General features: G+C 73.4%; 12 protein-coding genes and 1 pseudogene. 7 read left to right on the forward strand and 6 right to left on the reverse strand.

All coding sequences use genetic code 11. The features are described 5' to 3' along the window. Positions 1 to 71 precede the first annotated feature (71 nt). The 7 genes from ACFYXC_RS24725 to ACFYXC_RS24755 all read left to right on the forward strand — a co-directional run bounded on the left by ACFYXC_RS24725 (position 72) and on the right by ACFYXC_RS24755 (position 11,325). Positions 72 to 353 (forward strand): YlxR family protein, encoded by a 282-nt coding sequence (locus ACFYXC_RS24725; RefSeq protein WP_389554068.1) that lies wholly within the window; start codon positions 72 to 74, stop codon positions 351 to 353. A gap of 162 nt (positions 354 to 515) precedes the next feature. Continuing rightward, positions 516 to 3,701: a translation initiation factor IF-2 gene (gene infB, locus ACFYXC_RS24730; RefSeq protein WP_389554069.1), complete on the forward strand. Its 3,186-nt coding sequence runs from the start codon at positions 516 to 518 to the stop codon at positions 3,699 to 3,701. A gap of 369 nt (positions 3,702 to 4,070) precedes the next feature. Then, a complete protein-coding gene (locus tag ACFYXC_RS24735) occupies positions 4,071 to 4,367 on the forward strand; it encodes a DUF503 domain-containing protein (protein WP_388926804.1) in 297 nt (98 codons plus the stop codon). Between the two features lie 59 nt (positions 4,368 to 4,426). Then, positions 4,427 to 4,924 (forward strand): 30S ribosome-binding factor RbfA, encoded by a 498-nt coding sequence (rbfA, locus tag ACFYXC_RS24740; protein WP_388926801.1) that lies wholly within the window; start codon positions 4,427 to 4,429, stop codon positions 4,922 to 4,924. Next, positions 4,921 to 5,826 (forward strand): tRNA pseudouridine(55) synthase TruB, encoded by a 906-nt coding sequence (gene truB / locus ACFYXC_RS24745; RefSeq protein WP_389554070.1) that lies wholly within the window; start codon positions 4,921 to 4,923, stop codon positions 5,824 to 5,826. Before rbfA ends, truB begins: the two co-directional genes overlap by 4 nt. A 786-nt stretch (positions 5,827 to 6,612) precedes the next feature. After that, on the forward strand, positions 6,613 to 10,230 hold the full coding sequence (locus tag ACFYXC_RS24750) for a trypsin-like peptidase domain-containing protein (protein WP_389554071.1): 3,618 nt from the start codon (positions 6,613 to 6,615) through the stop codon (positions 10,228 to 10,230). Between the two features lie 135 nt (positions 10,231 to 10,365). Then, positions 10,366 to 11,325 carry a bifunctional riboflavin kinase/FAD synthetase gene (locus ACFYXC_RS24755; RefSeq protein ID WP_388926791.1) on the forward strand — a complete coding sequence of 320 codons (960 nt, stop codon included), beginning with the start codon at positions 10,366 to 10,368 and terminating at the stop codon, positions 11,323 to 11,325. A 135-nt stretch (positions 11,326 to 11,460) separates the two neighbouring features. Here the strand turns inward: ACFYXC_RS24755 and ACFYXC_RS24760 are convergent, their stop codons facing one another. The 6 genes and pseudogenes from ACFYXC_RS24760 to ACFYXC_RS24785 form a co-directional block, all read right to left on the reverse strand. Continuing rightward, complete coding sequence (locus ACFYXC_RS24760; RefSeq protein WP_388926811.1) at positions 11,461 to 12,486, reverse strand: oligopeptide/dipeptide ABC transporter ATP-binding protein; 1,026 nt, start codon at positions 12,484 to 12,486, stop codon at positions 11,461 to 11,463. 731 nt (positions 12,487 to 13,217) lie between these two features. Then, positions 13,218 to 14,210, reverse strand: a pseudogene (locus ACFYXC_RS24765) (ABC transporter ATP-binding protein); the annotation flags it as partial. Then, the gene (locus ACFYXC_RS24770) at positions 14,207 to 15,148 is read right to left on the reverse strand and encodes an ABC transporter permease (RefSeq protein ID WP_388926807.1); all 942 of its coding nucleotides are present in this window, start codon (positions 15,146 to 15,148) and stop codon (positions 14,207 to 14,209) included. The pseudogene ACFYXC_RS24765 and the gene ACFYXC_RS24770, both read right to left, overlap by 4 nt. Before the next feature lie 23 nt (positions 15,149 to 15,171). Further along, positions 15,172 to 16,239, reverse strand: a complete 1,068-nt coding sequence (locus ACFYXC_RS24775) for an ABC transporter permease (protein WP_389554072.1) — start codon at positions 16,237 to 16,239, stop codon at positions 15,172 to 15,174. 93 nt (positions 16,240 to 16,332) lie between these two features. Beyond that, positions 16,333 to 18,174 (reverse strand): ABC transporter substrate-binding protein, encoded by a 1,842-nt coding sequence (locus ACFYXC_RS24780; RefSeq protein WP_389554073.1) that lies wholly within the window; start codon positions 18,172 to 18,174, stop codon positions 16,333 to 16,335. 367 nt (positions 18,175 to 18,541) lie between these two features. Continuing rightward, positions 18,542 to 22,597, reverse strand: a complete 4,056-nt coding sequence (locus tag ACFYXC_RS24785; RefSeq protein WP_389554074.1) for an SCO5717 family growth-regulating ATPase — start codon at positions 22,595 to 22,597, stop codon at positions 18,542 to 18,544. Positions 22,598 to 22,707 lie beyond the last annotated feature (110 nt).

The following is a 22,707-nucleotide window of genomic DNA, read 5'->3' on the forward strand; positions in this document are numbered from 1 at the left end:
GTTTCGTCCGCGGCAACTGTTCGATACGTGCCCCAAAGGGGTGAGGTCGGTGCAGGGAGGTAGACTTAAGAGTGTCTGGCCGGACGCATGCCCGAGCATGCCCTGAACGCACCTGTGTGGGGTGCCGGGAGCGAGCGGCCAGGACCGATCTGCTGCGTACTGTGGCGAGCGAGGGCGAATGTGTCCCCGATCCTCGCGGTACGCTGCCCGGCCGGGGTGCGTATGTACACCCCGCCCTGGTCTGTCTCGACCTGGCGGTCCGCCGCCGGGCGTTCCCGCGGGCGCTGCGTGCCCCGGGTCAGCTCGACACAAAGGCGTTGCGCCGGTACGTCGAGCGGACAGACAGTTGCTGAGCAGGCAACACCGTAAGGAGTGTCGCGCGGAACCCCGCGCGGCCCTGGTACCCCGCGAGTTGGAAGTAGGTCGAGATTGCGATGAGCACTCGATGAGCACGCGATGAGTACGCCCATGAAGTAGCGACGGTCCGGACGCAACCCGGACCTAAAAGGAGCGAAGTGGCTAAGGTCCGGGTATACGAACTCGCCAAGGAGTTCGGGGTGGAGAGCAAGGTCGTCATGGCCAAGCTCCAAGAACTCGGTGAATTTGTCCGTTCGGCGTCCTCGACGATCGAGGCGCCCGTAGTACGCAAGCTGACCGACGCCCTCCAGCAGGGCAACGGCGGCGGCAAGCCCGCCCCGCGCAAGGCATCGCCGGCCAGGCCCGGCGCGCCCTCTCCGGCGCAGGCGGCCCGTCCGGGTCCCGCGGCACCGCGCCCGCCGGCCCCGAAGCCGGCCGCCGCCGAGAAGCCCGCGGCCTCCGCGGCTCCGGCGGCCCCGGCCTCCGGTACGCGTCCGACGCCGGGCCCCAGGCCCGCGCCGAAGCCCGCCCCGGTGTCCCCGGCCCCGGCCGCGCCCGAGTTCACGGCGCCGCCCGCGGCTCCCGCCGCTCAGGCTCCGGCGGCGGCCCCGGCCCCGGCTGCGAACCCGCGTCCGACCGGTGCCCGTCCCGGCGCCCCGAAGCCCGGCGTCCGTCCGGCCGGCCCCGCACAGGGCGGCCAGGGTGGTCCCGGCCAGGGCCGTGGCGAGCGCACCGACCGCGGCGACCGTCAGGGCGCCCCGCGTCCCGGCGGCCAGGGCACGCGTCCCGGCGGCCGTCCCGCCGGACCGCGTCCCGGCAACAACCCCTTCACCTCGGGTGGCTCCACCGGCATGGCGCGTCCGCAGACGCCCCGTCCGGGCGGCGCCCGTCCCGGTCCCGGTGGCCCCGGTGGCGCCGGTGCTCCGGGTGGCGCTCCGCGTCCCCAGGGCGCGGGAGACCGCGGTCCCCGTCCGCAGGGCGGCCCCGGCGGCGCTCCGCGTCCCGGTGGCGGTCCCGGTGGTGCCCGTCCTACCCCGGGCGGCATGCCCCGTCCGCAGGGTGGTCCCGGTGGCGCTCCGCGTCCCGGCGGCGGCCCCGGCGGTAACCGTCCGAACCCCGGCATGATGCCGCAGCGTCCGGCTGCGGGCCCGCGTCCCGGCGGCGGTGGCCCCGGTGGCCGCGGTCCCGGTGGCGGCGGCGGTCGTCCCGGCGGTGCCGGCGGCGGTCGTCCCGGTGGCGGTGGCTTCGCCGGCCGTCCGAGCGGTCCCGGTGGCGGCGGTGGCGGCTTCGCCGGCCGTCCCGGTGGTCCCGGTGGCGGTGGCGGCGGTTTCGCCGGCCGTCCGGGTGGTCCCGGTGGTGGCGGCGGTGGCCGTCCCGGCTTCGGCGGTCGTCCCGGTGGTCCGGGTGGCCGTGGTGGCACACAGGGCGCCTTCGGCCGTCCCGGTGGTCCCGCGCGTCGCGGTCGCAAGTCGAAGCGGCAGAGGCGCCAGGAGTACGAGGCCATGCAGGCCCCGTCGGTCGGCGGCGTCATGCTGCCTCGCGGCAACGGACAGTCCGTCCGCCTGTCGCGCGGTGCCTCGCTCACCGACTTCGCCGAGAAGATCGGCGCCAACCCGGCGTCGCTCGTCGGCGTGATGATGAACCTCGGCGAGATGGTCACCGCCACGCAGTCCGTCTCCGACGAGACGCTGAAGCTCCTCGCGGACGAGATGAACTTCGTCCTCGAGATCGTCAGCCCCGAGGAGGAGGACCGCGAGCTGCTCGAGTCCTTCGACATCGAGTTCGGCGAGGACGAGGGTGGCGAGGAGTTCCTCGTCGCGCGTCCGCCGGTCGTGACCGTCATGGGTCACGTCGACCACGGTAAGACCCGCCTCCTCGACACCATCCGCAAGACGAATGTCGTCGCGGGCGAGGCCGGCGGCATCACCCAGCACATCGGTGCCTACCAGGTCGCCACGCTGGTCAACGACGAAGAGCGCAGGATCACCTTCATCGACACCCCGGGTCACGAGGCGTTCACCGCCATGCGTGCCCGTGGTGCCAAGTCGACCGACATCGCGATCCTCGTGGTGGCGGCCAACGACGGTGTGATGCCCCAGACGATCGAGGCGCTGAACCACGCCAAGGCGGCCGGTGTGCCGATCGTGGTCGCGGTCAACAAGATCGACGTCGAGGGTGCCGACCCGACCAAGGTGCGCGGTCAGCTCACCGAGTTCGGTCTGGTGGCCGAGGAGTACGGCGGCGACACGATGTTCGTCGACATCTCCGCCAAGCAGGGCCTCAACATCGAGAGCCTGCTGGAGGCCGTGGTCCTCACCGCGGACGCCTCGCTCGACCTGCGGGCCAACCCGGAGCAGGACGCGCAGGGCATCGCGATCGAGTCCCACCTCGACCGCGGCCGCGGCGCCGTCGCGACCGTCCTGGTCCAGCGAGGCACCCTGCGGGTCGGCGACACCATGGTGGTCGGCGACGCGTACGGCCGTGTCCGCGCGATGCTCGACGACAAGGGCGAGAACGTGGAAGAGGCGGGTCCCTCGACCCCGGTCCTCGTCCTCGGTCTCACCAACGTCCCGGGCGCCGGCGACAACTTCCTCGTCGTCGACGAGGACCGCACGGCCCGCCAGATCGCCGAGAAGCGCGCGGCGCGTGAGCGCAACGCCAACTTCGCCCGGCGCGGAGTCCGGTTCTCCCTGGAGAACCTGGACGAGGCGCTCAAGGCCGGTCTGGTGCAGGAACTCAACCTCATCATCAAGGGCGACGCGTCCGGTTCGGTGGAGGCCCTCGAGTCCTCGCTGCTCCAGCTCGACGTCGGCGAAGAGGTCGACATCCGCGTCCTGCACCGCGGTGTGGGTGCGGTCACCGAGTCGGACATCGACCTGGCGACCGGATCCGACGCCATCGTCATCGGCTTCAACGTCCGCGCCGCGGGCCGCGCGGCGCAGATGGCGGAGCGCGAGGGCGTCGACGTCCGCTACTACTCGGTGATCTACCAGGCCATCGAGGAGATCGAAGCGGCCCTCAAGGGCATGCTCAAGCCGGAGTACGAAGAGGTCGAGCTCGGCACGGCGGAGATCCGCGAGGTCTTCCGCTCGTCCAAGCTGGGCAACATCGCCGGTGTGCTGGTCCGCTCCGGCGAGGTCAAGCGCAACACCAAGGCGCGGTTGCTGCGCGATGGCAAGGTCATCGCGGAGAACCTCACCATCTCCGGTCTGCGTCGCTTCAAGGACGACGTCACCGAGATCCGCGAAGGGTTCGAGGGCGGTATCAACCTCGGCAACTTCAACGACATCAAGATCGACGACGTCATCGCGACGTACGAGATGCGCGAGAAGCCGCGCGCGTAACGCCTGCGGCTCGGCTCGACCGTGTGGGGTTGGTCCACAGGAACTGCTTCCTGTGGACCGGCCCCCACGGGGTTTTTCGCCCCCGCCGCCCCTTCCCGTCCCGTCCCTGGGGGCTGCGCCCCCAGACCCCCCTGTCGCGCTGCGCGCTCGTCCTCAAACGCCGGACGGGCTGGTTTTTCAGCCCGTCCGGCGTTTGAGGACCGGGGGGTCGGGGGCGGAGCCCCCGAGGAAGTGACGGGAATGGGTAGGGGCGGCGGGGGCGAAACCCCGTCGAGGGGGACCAGGGGTTCGGGGTACCGTTCACGTGCCCCGGCAGGAGCCTGGCCGGGCCATCTACCCCGTACCGGCGGGACATCCGGACACACACATATGTACGTGGGGACTCTGTCCTTCGACCTGCTCCTCGGCGACGTACGGTCGCTCAAGGAGAAACGCTCCGTCGTCCGCCCGATCGTGGCCGAACTCATCCGCAAGTACGCGGTGAGCGCGGCGGAGGTGGAGCACATGGACCTCCACCGCAGGGCCGTCATCGGACTGGCGGTGGTCTCCGGGGACACCGGGCACCTGACCGACGTACTCGACCGGTGCGAACGCCTGGTCGCCGGGCGTCCCGAGGTGGAACTGCTGTCCGTGCGACGGCGGCTCCACGGGGAAGACGACGAATGAGCGTGCGGCGGCAAGGATCGCCCGTACACGGATCAGCAAGGAAGTAGGGAGACGGACCAGTGGCCGACAACGCGCGGGCGAAGAGGCTGGCGGACCTCATCCGAGAGGTGGTTGCCCAGAAGCTGCAGCGTGGGATCAAGGACCCGCGGCTCGGTTCGCATGTGACCATCACGGACACCCGGGTCACCGGGGACCTCCGGGAGGCGACCGTCTTCTACACGGTGTACGGGGACGACGAGCAGCGTGCGGAGGCCGCAGCCGGCCTGGAGAGCGCCAAGGGCGTGCTGCGCTCGGCCGTCGGCGCGGCGGCGGGCGTGAAGTTCACCCCCTCGCTCACTTTCGTGGCGGACGCCCTGCCGGACACCGCCAAGACCATCGAGGACCTGCTCGACAAGGCACGGGCCAAGGATGCCCAGGTCCGCGAGGTCTCGGCCGGCGCCACCTTCGCCGGTGAGGCCGACCCGTACAGGAAGCCGGAAGACGACGACGAGCCCGAAGACGTCACGGACGCCGACGAGACGGACGCCGACGAGACGGGCGGCGACGCCGCCAAATGACGCAGAAGCAGCAGACGCCCGACGGCCTTGTCATCGTCGACAAGCCGTCGGGCTTCACCTCGCACGACGTGGTCGCCAAGATGCGCGGGATCGCGAAGACCCGCCGCGTCGGCCACGCGGGCACCCTCGACCCCATGGCGACGGGCGTGCTCGTCCTCGGCGTCGAGAGGGCGACCAAGCTCCTCGGTCACCTCGCGCTGACCGAGAAGGAGTACCTGGGCACCATCCGGCTCGGGCAGAACACCCTGACGGACGACGCCGAGGGCGACCTCACCTCGTCGGCCGACGCCTCCAAGGTGACCCGGGACGCCATCGACGCCGGGATCGCCGAGCTCAGCGGCGACATCATGCAGGTGCCGTCCAAGGTCAGCGCCATCAAGATCAACGGCGTGCGCTCGTACAAGCGGGCGCGTGAGGGCGAGGACTTCGAGATCCCGGCCCGGCCGGTACGGATCTCGTCGTTCGCCGTGTACGACGTCCGGGAGGCCGTCGCCGAGGACGGCACGCCCGTCCTGGACCTGATCGTCTCGGTGGTGTGCTCCTCCGGTACGTACATCCGCGCCCTCGCCCGTGACCTGGGCGCCGGCCTCGGTGTCGGCGGCCATCTGACGGCGCTGCGGCGCACCCGCGTGGGCCCGTACAAGCTCGACGCCGCCCGGACTCTCGACCAGCTCCAGGAGGAGCTGACCGTGATGCCGGTCGCGGAGGCCGCCACGAGCGCGTTCCCCCGGTGGAACGTGGACACGAAGCGCGCGCAGCTGCTGACCAACGGCGTGCGGCTGGAGATGCCCGAGGAGTACACCGGGGCCGGGGCCGTCGGGGTGTTCGACCCCGAGGGGCGGTTCCTCGCGCTGGTGGAGGAACAGAAGGGCAAGGCCAAGAGCCTCGCCGTCTTCGGCTGAGGTGATTCCCGACCGGCCCCGGTCCGGCGGATCACTCCGACCGCTTGGGCGGTCGGTGCGGTCGGTGCGGTCTGCGTGCTTGAGGTGGTCGTGACGGCCGTAACGGTCGTGGAGCGGCGTCCACGGGGTCGCCCGTGTGCGCCGCTCCACTGTTCCCCCTGGGTTCCCCCATCCAGAGGTGTATCCATCCGCCGTCCCACATTCACCCGTCCGGCCAGGCGCTCGGAGTGAACCGGGGGAGCGGAAGGGGGCTTGTTGGGCCCGCGAGCTGTCGCGTCCGATCATCGGGCGCCTACCGTCGGAAATCGAAGCGCCGAAGGCACGGTACGGCGCGCGCGGCGGGGAGGTTCGGAGATGGCGGGACGGGACCCGGAGGCCGGGGGCCGTCATCGGACACCGGCCGTCTCAGCCCCCGGCACGGCTGACGAATCCGGCGCGCCCCGGCCCGGGTCTGGCGCCGGGTCCGGGTCCAGGGCCGGGGCCGGGGCACCATCCGGCCGGCCCGAGGAGCCGCTGCCCGCGGCCGCCGGGGAAGCGACGGCTTGGACCGTGGGCGTGTCGGCCTGGGCCGGAGCGGGAGTGAGCGGGTCCGGGGCTGTGCCGTCCCGGGAGGGTGCGGCGCGGGTCCGGTCCGGGGATGTGTCGGTCTGGGCCGGAGTGGGGGCGAGTGGGTCCGGGGTTGTGTCGTCCCGGGAGGGTGCGGCGGGGGTCTGGGGCGAGAACGTGTCCGCCTGGGGTGGTCCGGGGTCGAACAGGGGCGGGACAGCGACCGTTCGGGTCGGTGCGGTGCCGAGCGCGGCCGGCAGGGTGCCGGGGTGGGGCGCCGTGGTGTCCGGCCGTCACCCGGACGCGTCGGACCGGTGCGTCGACGCGGCGGAACAGGGCGCGGACGCCGCCGCGCGGCGCGTGGAGGCGTTCGACCGGAGCCTCGTGCGGATCCGCGATCTCGCCGGGCGCCCCCGCGGCACCGGGTTCGTCGCTGATCACCACGGCACCGTCGTGACCAGCCACGAGGCGGTCGACGGCCTTCCCGGCCTCGTTCTGGACGCGCCCACGGAAGGCCGCGTCCGCCCGGTCCCGGCCGACTCGGTCACCGCTCTTCCGGCCCTCGGCCTCGCCCTCGTCCACTGCGACGGCCTCGCCCCCGGCCTCGACCCGCTCCCGGTCACCGTCCGGAACCGCGTGGAGACCGGCACGTACGTCCGTATCGCGGCGGGCGGCTGGCGGGAGGCCCGCGTACTGGGCTCGTCCGCCGTGACGTACACCGCGACCGACCGCTCCCATCTCCTCCACGACGCACTGGAGCTGGCGATCGGCACGGCCGGCCGCGACGCGCTGCGGCCCGGTGGCGGGGCGACCGGCGGGCCCGTCATCGACGCGGAGACCGGCGCGGTGGTCGCCGTCCTGGGCACGGCCCTCCACTCCGGCCGACCGCCCGGCGGCTTCGCCGTGCCGCTGCTGCCCTCCGGCGGCACCGCTCCGGACGGCCCCCTCGCCGAACTGCTGGCCCGCAACGCCTCGACGGTGCCCGCCTACGGCGCCGACCTCAACCTGGCCGGCGTACTGGAGCTCACGGCCACCGTCGCCTCCCCGCCCTGCACCGGCGGAGTCACGCCCGTCGAACGACCCACGGTCGCAGCGGAGTTCACCGCCTTCACCGAAGGTCCGTACGGCGTCCTCGGGCTCGTCGGCGCGCCCGGCAGCGGCCGTACGACGGAGCTGGCCGCCCTGGCCGCCCGGCGCAACCAGGGCGCGGAGCCCGCTCCCACCCTCTGGCTGCGCGGCGCCGACCTGCTGGACACCGACGCCTCGGTGGCCGACGCGGCCCGGCGGGCGCTGCGCCGGGCAGGGCGGATCGTGGCAGCCGCGGAGGCGGTGGGCGGGCCGGGCCCGCTCGGAGACGTCGGGCCCGAGCGGCTGGCCCGCCTCGCCGGGGACGCCGGGCGGCCCCTGCTGCTTCTCCTCGACGGCCCCGAGGAGATGCCGCCGGGCCTCGCCGACCGCCTGCCCGAGTGGGCCGCCGGTACGGCCGACTGGCTGCGCGAGCACGGGGTGCGGCTCGTCGTGGCCTGCCGGGACGAGTACTGGGAGCAGGCGGGGGTGCGGTTCCCGCCGGAGCTGCTGTACGGGCCGCGGGGTGCCGGGGACGGGGCGGGCGCCGGGTCGCCCGCCTGCGTACGCCTCGGGGACCTGGAGGAGGACGAGGCACGCGAGGCACGGACCCGGCACGGGATTCCGGAAGGGGCACTCGGCGGAGCCGACGCGCGGCATCCGCTGACGCTGCGGCTGCTGTCGGAGGTGCGGGCCGCGCTGCCCGGCGACCGGCCCGGCCGGGTGGCGCGGGACGAGGTCTTCGCCGCGTACCTCGACCTGATGTGTCTGCGGGTGGCCGTCCGGCTCGCGGCGGCGAACGGGCTGCGCGGGACGGCGGTGCGGCGCCTCGCGGCCAGGGTCGCGGGGCAGGTGCACGTGGCGGCCCGGCGGTGTCTGGGCCCGGGGGAGGGAGAGCTGGACCAGGCGGCGTTCGAAACCCTGTTCCCGTGGGGGCCGGTGCCCGACCGGCGGCTGGGCGGGTGCACCGGGTGGGCCTCCGCCGTGCTCACCGAGGGCCTGCTCGTGCCGGCGGGGGACGGCTACCGCTTCGCCCACGAGGAGTTCGCCGACTGGATCCAGGGCCTGCACCTCGACCTGGACACGGCACTGGGATCACTGACGCACCACGACGGCCCCGACCGTGCCGGGCACTTCGTCGTCCCCCGTCACCGCATCGGGCCCGTTCTGCAGGCACTGCTGCTGGTGCCGCGTCAACACGGGGGCGACCACCTCACCCTCCGTCTGCGTGAGCTGCTCCGGGTGATGGACGGCCTCGTCACAGGACCCGACGCCGACGCCGACGCCCATGCCCATGCCCATGCTGGTTCTGGTTCCGGTTCTGGTTCTGGAGCCGGAGCCAACGCCGACGGCTGGTGGCCCACCCGGCTCCTGCGTGGCGTACTGCTCCGCGTACCCGACGCGACTCCGTATCTGGGCGTGCTGCGGCACCTCGCCGAGCGTGTGGTGACGTGGCGGGCCGAAGGGCGGCCCGTGCCGGGGGAGTTCGGCCCCGGATTCTGGCTCGCGCTCTCCCTGCCGCAGGCACACCGCTTCGACCTGCTGAGGCGGCTCGTCGTGGCGGACGAGGCGCCGCCCGCCACCGAACCGCGCTACCTGGACTCCGTGGCCGCGCTCCTCGCCGCCGACCCGGCCGGCGTACAGCCGCTCCTGACCCACTGGTTCGACGACGACCGTCCGCTGCCCGCGACCCCCGACGCCACCGTCGCGACCGCCGCCCAGGTCCTGTTGCACACCCACCGGCACCGCGCCCCGGACGATCTCACCGAGGCGCTGGTCGACAGCGGGCACGCCCGCGCGGACGAACTGCTGGACGTTCTCGCGGAGGAGGAGCCCTCCGCGCTCTGCCGCGCGGTCGCGCGCTGGGTGCACGATCAGCGCCCGGCCCGGCGGACGGCGGCGGCGACGTACGCGCTGCGGGCCGCCGCGCACGTGCGCGGCGAGACCGACCGCGAGCTGGTACGCCGTACCGCGCTCGCGCTGCTCGCCCGCCCCGGCGACTGCACCCTGCACGGAAGCGCTCTGGCACTTCTGGTCAGTGATCCGCACACCCGCGCCCGCCACCTGCCGCAGGCCCTGGCCCGGTTCAGGGCCGCCGACCCGCGGCTGCCGGCGAGCGCGCTGGCCGCCGCGCTGGCGACGCACCCGGACCCGGTGCTCGCCGCCTTCCAGGACCGACTGCGGCAACCGGACGACGGGACGGTGCTGCGCACGCTCGCCGAGATGACGACACCGGCGCTCGCCCACCGCGTCGCGGCGCTCGTGCACGAGGCCGAGGAACGGCGCCCGGAGACGGCGGCCCACCTGGCGGCGCACGTCGACCGGCGGCTGGCACACGGACCCGGCGCCCGAGCGGTCCTCCGGCCCCTCGTCACCGCACTTCTCGACGGGGGCGGGCCGCACCTGCGGGCCACGCTCGCCGAGGTGTTCGCGGCGCCGGGCACGCCCCGGTCCCGCCCCCTGCGGCACGAGTTCCTGGACCTGCTGCTGACGCGCGAGCACGATCCGGTGGTGCTGGCCGCGCTCGTACGGGCCGCCGGGGAGGGCGCCGTCGACAACGGCGAGGACCACACCCGCGCCCTGCTGCACACCGTGGGCGGCCTGCTCGTGCGTACCCCGGACGGTGCCGCCCGCTTCGACCGCGCGCTCGTCGACCTGGGCCGCCGGGTGCCCGGCTTCGCCCCGCTCGTCGTCCGCTGGCTGACCGCCACGCCCGAGGACTGGTCCACCCTGGTCGGACCCGGCACGGGCCGCATGATCGAGCACCTCGCGGAGGTGCGGGTCCCGGTGTGACCCCCGGCCCGCGCCGCCGTCACGTGCCACCGGTCACAGGGTCCATGCCGATGCGGGCCGAGAGGACGCGGCATGGCACCCTTAGAGCTGCGTATGAGGCAGACACGGACACAGGTTCGACGAGGAGCGGTCACAGTGCAGCGCTGGCGTGGTTTGGAGGACATCCCCCAGGACTGGGGGCGCAGCGTCGTCACCATCGGCTCGTACGACGGCGTCCACCGCGGGCATCAGCTGATCATCAGGCATGCCGTGGACCGGGCGCGCGAGCTGGGCGTTCCCTCGGTCGTCGTCACCTTCGACCCGCACCCGAGCGAGGTCGTCCGCCCCGGCAGCCATCCGCCGCTGCTCGCCCCGCACCACCGCCGGGCCGAACTGATGGCCGACCTGGGCGTGGACGCGCTGCTCATCCTGCCCTTCACGACCGAGTTCTCGAAGCTGTCGCCCGCCGAGTTCGTGGTGAAGGTCCTCGTCGACAAGCTGCACGCCAAGGCCGTCGTCGAGGGCCCCAACTTCCGCTTCGGGCACAAGGCCGCGGGCAACGTCGCCTTCCTCGCCGAGCAGGGCAAGACGTACGACTTCGAGGTCGACGTGGTGGATCTGTACGTGACCGGTGAGGCCGGCGGCGGTGAGCCCTTCTCCTCGACCCTCACCCGGCGGCTGGTCGCCGAGGGCGAGGTCGAAGGGGCCCGTGAGATCCTCGGCCGCCCGCACCGCGTCGAGGGCGTCGTCGTCCGTGGCGCCCAGCGAGGTCGTGAACTCGGCTTCCCCACGGCCAACGTCGAGACGCTGCCGCACACCGCGATCCCCGCCGACGGGGTGTACGCGGGCTGGCTGCACGCGCAGGGCGAGGCGATGCCGGCCGCGATCTCGGTCGGGACGAATCCGCAGTTCGACGGGACCGAGCGGACGGTCGAGGCGTACGCCATCGATCGGGTGGGGCTCGATCTGTACGGGCTGCATGTCGCCGTCGACTTCCTGGCCTTCGTGCGCGGGATGGCGAAGTTCGACTCCATCGAGGGGCTGCTCGAGGCCATCTCGGACGACGTGAAGCGGTCCCGGGAGCTTGTCGCCGCGTACGACGCCGACGCCGGGTGACTGTAGGCACGCCGTCCGTGACGCGTCGCGTCACGCCACGTCGTGCCGTGGGGGCCGGTCGGGTGCGTCGTTCGTCCGCGGGCCCGGTGGGGGCCTGTCGCGCAGTTCCCCGCGCCCCTGACGGGGCCCTGCTTGCTAGGGAGCGGCCTCGGCTCTCGTTCGGGCCCAGTGGCAGGCCACCTGGGAATCGCCGGTGCCGTTCAGTATCGGCAGGTCCTCCGTACGGCAGGCGGTCGCGACGCCCGCCCGCTCGGCCTCGCCCGTCGCCAGGATGTGACAGCGGGCGTGGAAGCGGCAGCCCGCGGGGACGCGGGACGGGTCCGGGGGCTCGCCGGTCAGCACGACCGGGTCGCCGGGAGCCTCGGGCAGGACCGACAACAGCGCCTGCGTGTACGGGTGCTGCGGCGCCCGCAGGACGTCCTCCACCGCTCCCGTCTCGATGATCCGGCCGAGGTACATCACCGCGACCCGGTCCGCGATGTTCCAGGCGAGCCCCAGGTCGTGGGTCACCACCAGGGCGGACAGGCCGAGTTCGGCGCGGAGCCGTAGCAGCAGGGCCAGGATCTCGCCGCGTACCGACGCGTCCAGCGAGGCCACCGGCTCGTCCGCGACGATGAGTTCGGGCTCCAGGACGAGCGCGCCCGCGATGACGACACGCTGGCGCTGGCCGCCCGAGAGTTCGTGCGGATAGCGCAGGAAGAACCGCTCGGGCGGCCGGAGTCCCGCCCGCGAGAGGGCTGTTGCCACCGCCTCGCGCTCGTCGCCCGGGTACGCGTGGATACGCAGCCCCTCCGCCACCGCGTCGTAGACGGTGTGCCGGGGGTTCAGTGAGCCACTGGGGTCCTGGAGGACCAGCTGGACCCGCTTGCGGTACGCCTTGAGGGCGCGCGAGGAGTAGTCGAGGGGCCGGCCCGCGAACGTGACCCGGCCTGCCGTCGGCGGGACGAGTCCGAGCAGCGAGCGCGCCAGCGTCGTCTTGCCGCACCCCGACTCGCCGACCAGCGCGACGATCTCACCGGCCCGGATGTCGAGGTCCACCCCGTCGACGGCACGGGCCCGGGCGGACTCACCGCGCCGGGCGGAAAAGGTCACCCGAAGCCCCTCGGCGCTCAGCAGCGGCCCGGAGGCCCGCGCCCCCGCCGAAGACTCCGACGCACTCACCGTCACGACCCACCCCTCACTTCTCCATTACCGTCCAGGGGCCCCACGGGCCCGGCGGGCCGCACGGGCCTGGCGGGCCGCACGGAATCGGCCGACCCCAACGGCCCGGCTGTCTCCAACGGCTCGTCTGTCTCCAACGGCTCGGCCGGCCCCGGCGGCCCCGGTGGATCCGCGGAACCTGCGAGCTCGGCCGAACCGGGTGGTTCCGCAGACCCTGCGGGGTTCGCCGGGGCTGTGGGGATCGTATGAGCCGCGAAGCTCGTCGGGTCCGCCTGACCAGGCGGCCCCGCGAGGCCGGCAGCCTCCGCAGGGCCGGCCGGAGCCGCCGACCCTGCGGGACCCGCCGACCCTGCGGGAGCCGCCGACCCTGCGGAACCTGCCGACCCTGCGGGAGCCGCCGACCCTGGGGGATCTGCCGACCCTGCGGAACCTGCCGACCCTGCGGAACCTGCCGACCCTGCGGAACCTGCCGACCCTGCGGGACCCGCCGACCCTGCGGAACCCGCCGACCCTGCGGAACCTGCCGGGTCCGTGGAACCTGCCGGGCCTGCGGAACCTGCCGGGTCCGCGGAACCTGCCGACCCCGCAAGGTTGGCCGGAGTCGCCGACCCCGCCGACCCCGCCGACCCCGCCGACCCCGCCGACCCCGCGGGACCCGCCGGGCCCGCCGACCCCGCAGAGTCCGCAAGGCTGGCCGGAGCCGCCGGAGCCGCCGGAGCCGCCGGAGCCGCCGGAGCCGCCGGAGCCGCCGGAGCCGCCGGAGCGGCGTGTACGCAGGCCGCTCGGTGGGACGGAGTGGTCGGGCGGAGCGGCTGGTCCTCTACGGCGCACGTGTCCAGTGCCACCGGGCACCGTGGGTGGAACGTGCAGCCGGACGGCAGCGCGGCCGGGTCCGGCGGATCTCCGGGCAGCCCGCGCGGCGCGAACCGGGACGCGGGGTCCCCGATCCGCGGGAAGGCCGCCGACAGCGCCTGCCCGTACGGATGCCGGGCGTCCTCGTACACCTGCCGGGCGGGCCCCTCCTCGACCACCCGCCCCGCGTACATCACCGCGAGCCGGTCGCAGGTGTCGGACAGGACCGCCAGGTCGTGGCTGATCATGACGAGGCCGAGTTCCTGCTCGGAGACGAGCTGTTGCACGAGCCGCAGGATCTGCGCCTGGATCATCACGTCGAGCGCGGTGGTCGGCTCGTCGGCGACGACCAGCCGGGGACCACAGGCCAGCGCCATGGCGATCATCACGCGCTGCCGCTGTCCGCCGGACAACTCGTGCGGGTACGCGGACGCCCGCGCCGCCGGCAGACCCACCTGCTCCAGGAGTTCGCCGGTCCTGCGCCGCGCCGCCGCCGCGGTGGTCTTCTGGTGCAGCAGGACCGGCTCGGCGATCTGGTCCCCGACGCGGTGCACGGCGTTCAGCGAGTGCATCGCGCCCTGGAAGACGATGGAGGCACCGGCCCACCGGACCGCCCGTACCCGGCCCCACTTCATGGTCAGGACGTCCTCGCCGTCGAGCAGTACCTCCCCGCTCACCCGGGTACCGGCCGGCAGCAGCCGCAGCAGCGCGAGCGCCAGCGTGGACTTGCCACAGCCGGACTCGCCCGCGATGCCGACCTTCTGGCCCGCGTCCACGGTGAGGTCCACGCCGCGCACGGCGGCCACCCCGCCCGCGTACGTCACCTGCAGGTTCCGCACCTCCAGCAGGCGCGGTGCGGTCGGCGCACTCAACGCGTCACCCCCAGCTTGGGATTGAGGACGGACTCCACGGCCCGGCCGCACAGCGTGAACGCGAGGGCCACGACGGCGATCGCCACACCCGGCGGCACGAGGTACCACCACTTCCCGGCGCTCACCGCACCCGCCTCGCGCGCGTCCTGCAGCAGACCGCCCCAGGAGACGACCGTCGGATCGCCGAGGCCGAGGAAGGCGAGTGTCGCCTCGGCGAGGATCGCGGAGGAGATGATCAGGGTGGTCTGGGCCAGCACCAGCGGCATGACATTGGGCAGCACATGCCGGGACATCACGTGCCAGTGCCCGCCGCCGAGGGCCTTCGCGCGCTCGATGTACGGCCGTGACTCCACGGCGAGGGTCTGCGCACGCACCAGCCGGGCCGTCGTCGGCCAGGTCGTGACACCGATCGCCAGGATGATCGTGCCCAGCGACCGCGACAGCACGGTCGCGAGCACGATCGCGAGCACCAGCGTCGGCATGACCAGGAACCAGTCCGTGATCCGCATCATCACCGTGGCGAACCAGCCGCGGAAGTGACCGGCGGTGATGCCGATGAGCGCGCCGATCGCGACCGAGAGGACGGCCGCGAGAAGGCCCACGAGCAGCGAGACCCGCGACCCCCACACCACGAGCCCGAGCAGGCTGCGCCCGAACTGGTCGGTGCCCAGCGGGAAGTCGGCGCTCGGGCTCTCCATGGGCCGCCCCGGCGCCTCGGTCACGCTCTGCACGTCGGAGCCGACGGTCAGCGGTGCGGTGAGCGCGACCAGGGCGAAGAGCGCGAGCACGCCCAGCCCGAGGAGTCCGGAGCGATGGGCCCGGTACCGTGCCCAGAACCGGGCGGCGGAGGCGCGCCGGCGCCGGCGCGCGAGGGAACGGGGGCCGGCCTTCGCCGGGACCGGCCGGGACGTCACCGGCTCGTCCGGGCCCGTCGTCATCGGCTCGTCCGGGTCTGTCGTCGTCATCGGGCCACCCGGGGGTCGAGCAGGGGATAGACCAGGTCGGCGAGGGTGTTCATCACGATCACCGCGGCGGCGAAGACGAAGAACAGGCCCTGCACCAGCGGGAGATCGGGCACGCTCAGCGCCTGGTAGAAGAGCCCGCCGAGACCGGGCCAGGAGAAGACCGTCTCGACGAGGATCACGCCGGCCACGGTCCGGCCGAGGTTGATGGCGACCAGCGTCATCGTCGGCAGCAGCGCGTTCGGTACCGCGTGACGCCGGCGTACCAGATCGTCCCGCAGCCCCTTGGCCCGCGCGGTCGTCAGATAGTCGCTGCCCATCTCGTCGAGCAGCGCCGAGCGAGTGACCAGCAACGTCTGCCCGTACTCGACCGCCACCAGCGTCACGACGGGAAGGACGAGGTGATGGGCGACGTCCAGGACGTACGCGAAGCCCTCCTCGCCGCCGGACTCCATGCCGCCCGTCGGGAAGAGGCCCGGGACCGGCCCGACCCCGACCGAGAAGACGATGATCAGCAGCAGGCCCAGCCAGAACGACGGGATCGAGTAGAGGGTCAGCGCGAGACCGGTGTGCAGGCGGTCACCGAGGCCGCCGTTGCGCCAGGCGGCCCGGGTGCCGAGGAAGACGCCGATCGCCGTGTAGAGGACGAACGACGTGCCGGTGAGCAGCAGTGTGTTCGGCAGCGCCTCGCTGATCTTGTCGATGACCGGCGCCCGGAACTGGTACGAGGTGCCGAGGTCACCGGTGAGCGCCTTGCCGCAGTAGTCCGTGAACTGCTCCCACAGCGGCAGATCCAGCCCGAACTCCCGCCGGTAGGCGCCCAGTTGCTCGGTCGACACCTGGCGACCGCCCGTCATGAACTTCACCGGGTCGCCCGGGATCAGCCGGAACAGGAAGAAGCTGGTGACCAGGACGGCGAGCAGGGAGACGGCCGCGCCGCCCAGCTTCCCGGCCACGTACCGGGGGTACGCGGTGCCGCGTCCCCGTGCTCCGCGGCCCGCCGGCGGCCCGGCCCCGGCCGGACCACCGGTCCTCCCGACCAGCGAGGGTGTCGCTTCAGCGGTCATGAACGGCTCTCATCCCAGCGGTCATGAACGGCTCTCGTCGCTCGGCCACGCTCGGCTGATGCGGCGGTGCGCCGCACGGTCGGACAAGGGGTCCTACTCGCGGTCCTCCGCGGTGGCGCGGCGGCGCATCGCGAAGAACACCCCGAGACCCGCGAGGACCACGACGCCCGCGACGATGCCGATGATGACGCCTGTCGGGCTCGAGTCGTCGGAGGACTCGCCGGAGGCGGCCGGAGTCGCCGACCACCAGCTCCAGTAGCCGTCCTGGCCGTAGATGTTGCCCGCGGCCTCGGGCATCCTCGTGATCGACGCGATCTGGTCCGTGCGGTATGCCTCCACCGCGTTCGGGTACGCCATGACGTTCATGTACCCCGTGTCGTACAGCCGCGACTCCATCTGCTTGACGATGTCCGCCCTCTTGGCGGCGTCGTACTCGGCGAGCTGCCGGCCGTACAGCTCGTCGAACTTCTTGTCGCAGATGAAGTTGTCGGTCGCGCCGATGTCCTTCGGCGTCGCCGGGAGGGCCGCGCAGGTGTGGATGGACAGGACGAAGTCGGGGTCCGGATTGACGGACCAGCCGTCGAAGGCGAGGTCGTACTCACCCGCGAGCCACGGGTCGCTCACGTTGTCCCGGCAGTCGAGCGAGACACCGATGCCGAGCTTGCCCCACCACTCCTGCAGGTACTTCCCGACCGCCTTGTCCTGCGGGTCGGTCGCGTGGCAGAGGACGCGGTAGGTGATCGGTCTGCCGTTCTTCCCGACCCGCCTGCCGTCACCGTTCTTCCGGTACCCGGCCTCGTCGAGGAGGCGGGCCGCCCCGTCCGGGTCGTACGGGATCCGCTGGCCGTCCGCCGGTTTCCAGAAGTACGGGGCGAAGCGCGGCGGGATGTAGCCCTCGCCCTCCTCCGCGTGTCCCTGGAAGACCTTGTCGACGACGGTCCGGCGGTCCACGGCCATGAACAGTGCCCGGCGGACCTTCTGGTCGAGCAGCGACTCATGACCGTCGCCGAACTTCTGGCCGTTCTTCGCACGGGCGCCAGGGTTGGTGGCCAGTGCGTAGAAGCGGCGGCCGGGCGCGTCGTTGACGGTGACGTTCTCCTGGCTCTTCAGCGCATCGGCCTGTGCGGGGGTCAGGCCGGAGACGAACGACACCTCGCCCTTCTGCAGGGCCGCGACCGCCGCGTCACCGTCCTTGTAGTACTTGAAGACCAGCTCGTCGAACTTCGGAGCCCCGCGCCAGAACGACTTGTTGGGCTTGAGCCGTACGTAACTGTCGGCCTTGTATCCCGTCAGGACGAACGGGCCGTTGCCGACGACGGGGAAGTCCTTGTCGTTGTTGAACTTCGAGAAGTCGTCGACCTTCTCCCAGACGTGCTTGGGCACGATCGGCACGTCCAGCGCGGCCATCGTGGCCTGCGGTTTCTTCAGCCGGATGACCAGTTCGGTCGGGCTCGGCGCGGTCACCTTCTCGAAGTTGGCGACGAAGCTGCCGTTCGCGGTGGCCGCGCCCTCGTCGGTCATCATCGTGTTGAACGTCCACGCCGCGTCCTCGGCGGTGGCCTGCCTCCCGTCCGACCACTTCGAGTTGTCGCGGATGGTGTAGGTCCAGGTCAGCTTGTCGGCGGAGGGTTCCCACCTGGTGGCCAGACCCGGGACCGCGTGGTTGTCCTTCGGGTCGTAGTTGGTCAGGTACTCGTACGTGAGCCGGTGCAAGCTCGTACTGACCAGCCGCGCCGCCAGGAACGGGCTGAGCGAGTCGACGCTCTGCGCCACCGCGACCGTGAGGACCTGTCTGCCGCTCTCCGCCTCGGCCTGCTGGGGCGCCGGGTTGAGCGGGGTCACGAAACCGACCGTGAGGGTGAGGGCGGCGGCGCCCGCGACCGCGAGGAGTCGGCGGACGGTGCCCTTCGTGCCGTACTGGTCGTGTGTGTCCATGGCTCGCTGACCTCACGTCATCACTCGCACGGAGATGGGCTGTCGGCTGTTCGCTCCGGTGACCGCGGCCGGGTTGATGTGAGTGTCTATCAGCGCCGGTCGGCATGCGTCAACGGCCGGTGTACCCCATGTGGCCTGCGGAAATAACGAGTTGACCCGGATTTCACGGACATTGGTCCAGTCCGGTGAAGAGCGCCTGGTCGGAGAGTGGCGGCGCGGAACAGGGCTGGTACGGCGGTGTTTCGGCACCGGGCGCGCGGACCCGTCCGACGACATGCCGAGGGCCCGCGCCGGGTGGGTACGGGGCGGGCCCTCGGCAGGCGACGACGGCCGGCGATTCGGCCGTACGGATGACCTGCGCGGTCGCTTACTGGTGGGGCGGCGGGGGCGGAGGGGTCTGCCCCTGGGAGTCCTCGCCGCCCTGGTCGGCCTGCGGGGGCTGGTGGGGCCCGCCCGGCTGGAACGGCTGCCCCGGAGCCGGAGCCGGAGCCGGAGCCGGAGCCGGATTCGGAGCTTGGCCGGGTGCGAATGCGTTGGGGTTGAAGGGCTGGCCCGGCGCGGGTGCGGCCGGGGGCTGCTGGAAGGGTGCGCCCGGCTGGGGATGCCCGGGCTGCTGGTGCGGCTGGTGCTGCGGAGGCTGCGCGTAACCGCCGGGCTGCTGGGGCGGGGCTCCGTGCTGCGGGTACGGCTGGCCGGGCTGCGGCTGCGGCGACTGCTGCTGCGGCGGCTGGTACGGCTGTCCCGGCTGCGCGGGCTGGCCCTGCTGGGGGAACTGCCCCGGCTGCTGTCCGCCCGGCACCGGCTGGCCCGGGTAGTGCTGACCCGGGTAGTGCTGCCCCGGCACGGACGGGTCGGGCTGACCCGGAAGCGGCCGGCCAGGAAGGGGCTGGCCGGGCAGCGGCGGGGCGGCGACCGGCGGCGGGTTGCCGTCCGACGTCCACAGTCCCTGCGACTGCTGGTGCCGCGCGATGTCCTCCGCGACCAGCGCCGACAGGTTGAAGTACGCCTCACGCACCTTCGGCCGCATCATGTCGAGATTGACCTCGGCACCCGCCGCCAGGTGCTCGTCGAACGGGACGACGATCACGCCCCGGCAACGCGTCTCGAAGTGGCTGACGATGTCGTCCACCTTGATCATCTTTCCGGTCTCGCGCACCCCGGAGATGACGGTGAGGGACCGCGACACCAGGTCCGCGTAACCGTGCGCCGAGAGCCAGTCCAGCGTCGTGCTGGCGCTGCTGGCCCCGTCGACGGACGGCGTCGAGATGATGATGAGCTGGTCGGCGAGGTCGAGGACACCGCGCATGGCGCTGTAGAGCAGGCCCGTACCGGAGTCCGTGAGGATGATCGGGTACTGCTTGCCGAGCACGTCGATAGCGCGCCGGTAGTCCTCGTCGTTGAACGTCGTGGACACGGCCGGGTCGACGTCGTTGGCGATGATCTCCAGTCCCGACGGCGCCTGTGAGGTGAACCGCCGGATGTCCATGTACGAGTTGAGGTACGGGATCGCCTGGACGAGGTCACGGATGGTGGCCCCGGTCTCGCGGCGCACCCGGCGGCCGAGCGTACCGGCGTCCGGGTTGGCGTCGATGGCGAGGATCTTGTCCTGCCGTTCGGTGGCCAGCGTGGCGCCGAGGGCGGTGGTCGTGGTCGTCTTGCCCACACCGCCCTTGAGGCTGATGACGGCGATCCGGTAGCAGGACAGCACCGGCGTGCGGATCAGTTCGAGCTTGCGCTGCCGCTCTGCCTCCTCCTTCTTTCCCCCGATCTTGAACCGGGAGGAAACGGCGGCGGGCCGGCCGCTCTTCGCCTTCTGCTTCTTGTTGTTGAGCAGCCGGTCCGAGGACAGCTCGACGGCCGCCGTGTAGCCGAGTGGCGCGCCCGGGTTGGTGCGCTGGCGCTGATCGTGCTGCACGGGCTGCGGCCAGGCGGTGCCGCTACGGGGATCGACGGGCGCCTGCTGTTCCGGCTGGGGCTGGGACGGCGGCAGAGGTTGGGACTGGGGCGGCTGGTAGGGCTGGCCCTGCTGGGGGAACGGCTGCGCGGCGGACCGGGGCGCGGGAGGCTGGGGCGCCTGCGCGGCCGGCTGCTGCGGGAACCCGTAACCCCCGGGCTGCGCGGCCGGGTGGGAAGCCGGGTCGGGCGTGCCGGGCTGCGGGAAGCCGTAACCGGGCTGCGGGGCCGGCGAGTTGGGCACGTCCGGGGTCGGGGCGCCCGGCTGGGGGAAGGCGGGACCCGCCTGCTGCTGGGCAGGGGCGGGCACGCTCTGGGCCGGAGCCGCGGGCTGCGGGAACCCTTGGCCGGGAGCCTGCGCGGGCATGTTGGGAGCCGCCGGGGCCGCCTGAGCCGCCGGTTGGCCGGGAGCGGGCTGAGCCGGTGCTGGGTGGACCGGTGCCTGCTGGACCGGTGCCTGCTGGACCGGCTGGGCCGGAGCGGGCTGCGCGGCAGTCGGCTGTGGGGCGGCGGGCCCGGACTGTGGAAAGCCGTATCCGCCGCCCTGGGGACCTGGGCCAGGACCCGAACCCGAGGCGGCCGGACCCGAAACCGGGCCCTGCGCCGGAGGCGCGGTCGGGAAGCCGGCCTGCGGCTGCTGCTGCGGGTGCGGCAGACCCGGGGCCGCCTGCGCCGCCGCCGGAGCGGTACCGGGAACGCCGTCCTGCGGCGCCGGAGCCGTACCCGGAGCACTGAACTGAGGGAATCCGTAACCGCCCGGCTGTCCGGGAGCCGCCGGAGCGCCGGTGACGGGCGCCGGAGCCGATGCCTCGGCGGTCGGCGAGGACGCCGGGACGGCCGACGAACTCTCGGGGGCAGCGGCAGCGGCAGCGGCAGCGGGGGCCTCGGGCGTGCCGGGCGCACCGGGCGTGCCGGGATGGGCGGGCCAGGCCGGCGGTGACGGCTGCGGCGCCTGCGGCTGGAACGGTTGCCCCTGCGGCGGCGCGGGCGGCTGAGCCGGGGTCTCCGCCTGCGGCCGTCCGCCCTCACCCTCCGCCGACGTGGGCCACTGGCCGGCCGTGGCGGGAGCGGCGGGCTGGTACGACGGCGGCAGGGGAGGCAGTCCGCCCTGCGGCAGCGGCGGCGGGGTCCACGCGGGAGGCGTGTCCCGCACGGCGTCGGCCACGTCCGCGGCGGGCTCCGGTACGGCGTCCCGCGGTGCCGCGTCCTCGGGCCCGGCGTCCTCGGGTCCGACGTCCTCGGGTCCGACGTCCTGGGGCTGCGCGTCGTGGGGCTCGTCCCCGCTCGCCGCGGGCGGCGCGTCCTGCGGCCCGGAGTCCGTCACGGGTAGGGAATCGCCGGGGGCGTCGTCGGAGTTCTGTGCGGTGTCGTCAACCGGGTGCGGTTCGACGACCTCCGCGAACGTCTCAGCGACCTCGCCCCGGTCCCCGTCCCTGGTGCCACCTCCGCCCCCGGCCGCGTCGGCGTGCTCGCTCTCGTCCTCGTGTCCGTTCCCGTCGGCGGTGACGGACGGCGCGGGCGCGTCCTGCGGGGAGGCTCCCTCGGCCGTCCCGGCCTCTCCCGCCTCCTCGGCGCCGTCGTCCACGTGGTCGTCGTCCTCGGACTGGCGCCCGAACGCGACCTGGACGATCTCCGCGTCGGTGCCGTCCCCGACGTGATCGGCGCCCGGGACGTCGTCGGAGGCGGCCGCCTCGTCCTGGACCGGAGCCCCGGCCGCCGGACCGGAGGGCTCCGGCGCGGGCCGTGCCTCGGCCTCGGCCCGTTCCGCGGCCTCCCGCTTCAGGGCGGCAGCGGAGATCCGCATCGTGGCGCCGCTCTCGATGTCCCCGCTGCCGCCCTCGGCCTCACCGTGGGCCCGCGCAGGCTGCGGAACATCGACCGGGGGAACCGGCGGTACGTCGGCCGGGGGAGCCGGGGGCGCGACCGGCGGGGCGGGGGGCGCGACGGGCGGGGTCCACTGCCCCTGCTGCCCCGCGAGGTTCGGCAGGTCCGGCACGACGGCAGGCCCACCCGTACCGCGGTTCGGCGCCTCGGGAGCGCCGCCCTGCGGCTCGTACCCACTGCCCACAGGCAGCTTCGGAACGGCGACCGGTCCTCCGACGGGAGGGACGGGAGCCGCGGCCGGCGGAGTGAAGGGAGCCCCGGGACCGAACGAGGGCACCCCCGGAAGCCGAGGGCCGAAGGACGGCGCGACCGGAGCCTGCGGGGCCACGGGCACCGTGCCGCTCGGATCGCCCGCACTCCGCTCCGCCTCCGCGGCCGCCTCTTCTTCCTCCGGCTCGTCCGTCTCGTCCGCCTCGGCGGCCGGGGACGCCGCGTCCGAACCGCCCGACGCGTTCTGCGTGTACCAGGCGGGAGGGGCGTAGTCGATGGTGAACTCGCCCGTCGTCTCGACGGCGGACTCCGCGTCGGACTGGTCATCGCCGGGTGTGGCCCAGCCCCCGCGGATCCCGTCCCGATCGCTGTTCACAATTCCTCCTGGTGTGGTCGAGCACCCTCGTACCGAGCTCGGGGCGACCGTTCTCGTCGTCCGTGGCATTCCGATCCGCCCCGGATCCCCCTGTGACGCGGCGGTCCCGT

Source organism: Streptomyces sp. NPDC002701 (assembly GCF_042889045.1).
Classification (GTDB): domain Bacteria; phylum Actinomycetota; class Actinomycetes; order Streptomycetales; family Streptomycetaceae; genus Streptomyces.

Excerpts from the sequence above, each read along its gene's own strand:
- truB (WP_389554070.1), top strand. The coding sequence starts at position 4,921 with ATGACGCAGAAGCAGCAGACGCCCGACGGCCTTGTCATCGTCGACAAG.
- ACFYXC_RS24735 (WP_388926804.1), top strand. The coding sequence starts at position 4,071 with ATGTACGTGGGGACTCTGTCCTTCGACCTGCTCCTCGGCGACGTACGG.
- ACFYXC_RS24775 (WP_389554072.1), bottom strand. The coding sequence starts at position 16,239 with ATGACCGCTGAAGCGACACCCTCGCTGGTCGGGAGGACCGGTGGTCCG.
- ACFYXC_RS24780 (WP_389554073.1), bottom strand. The coding sequence starts at position 18,174 with ATGGACACACACGACCAGTACGGCACGAAGGGCACCGTCCGCCGACTC.
- ACFYXC_RS24770 (WP_388926807.1), bottom strand. The coding sequence starts at position 15,148 with ATGACGACGGGCCCGGACGAGCCGGTGACGTCCCGGCCGGTCCCGGCG.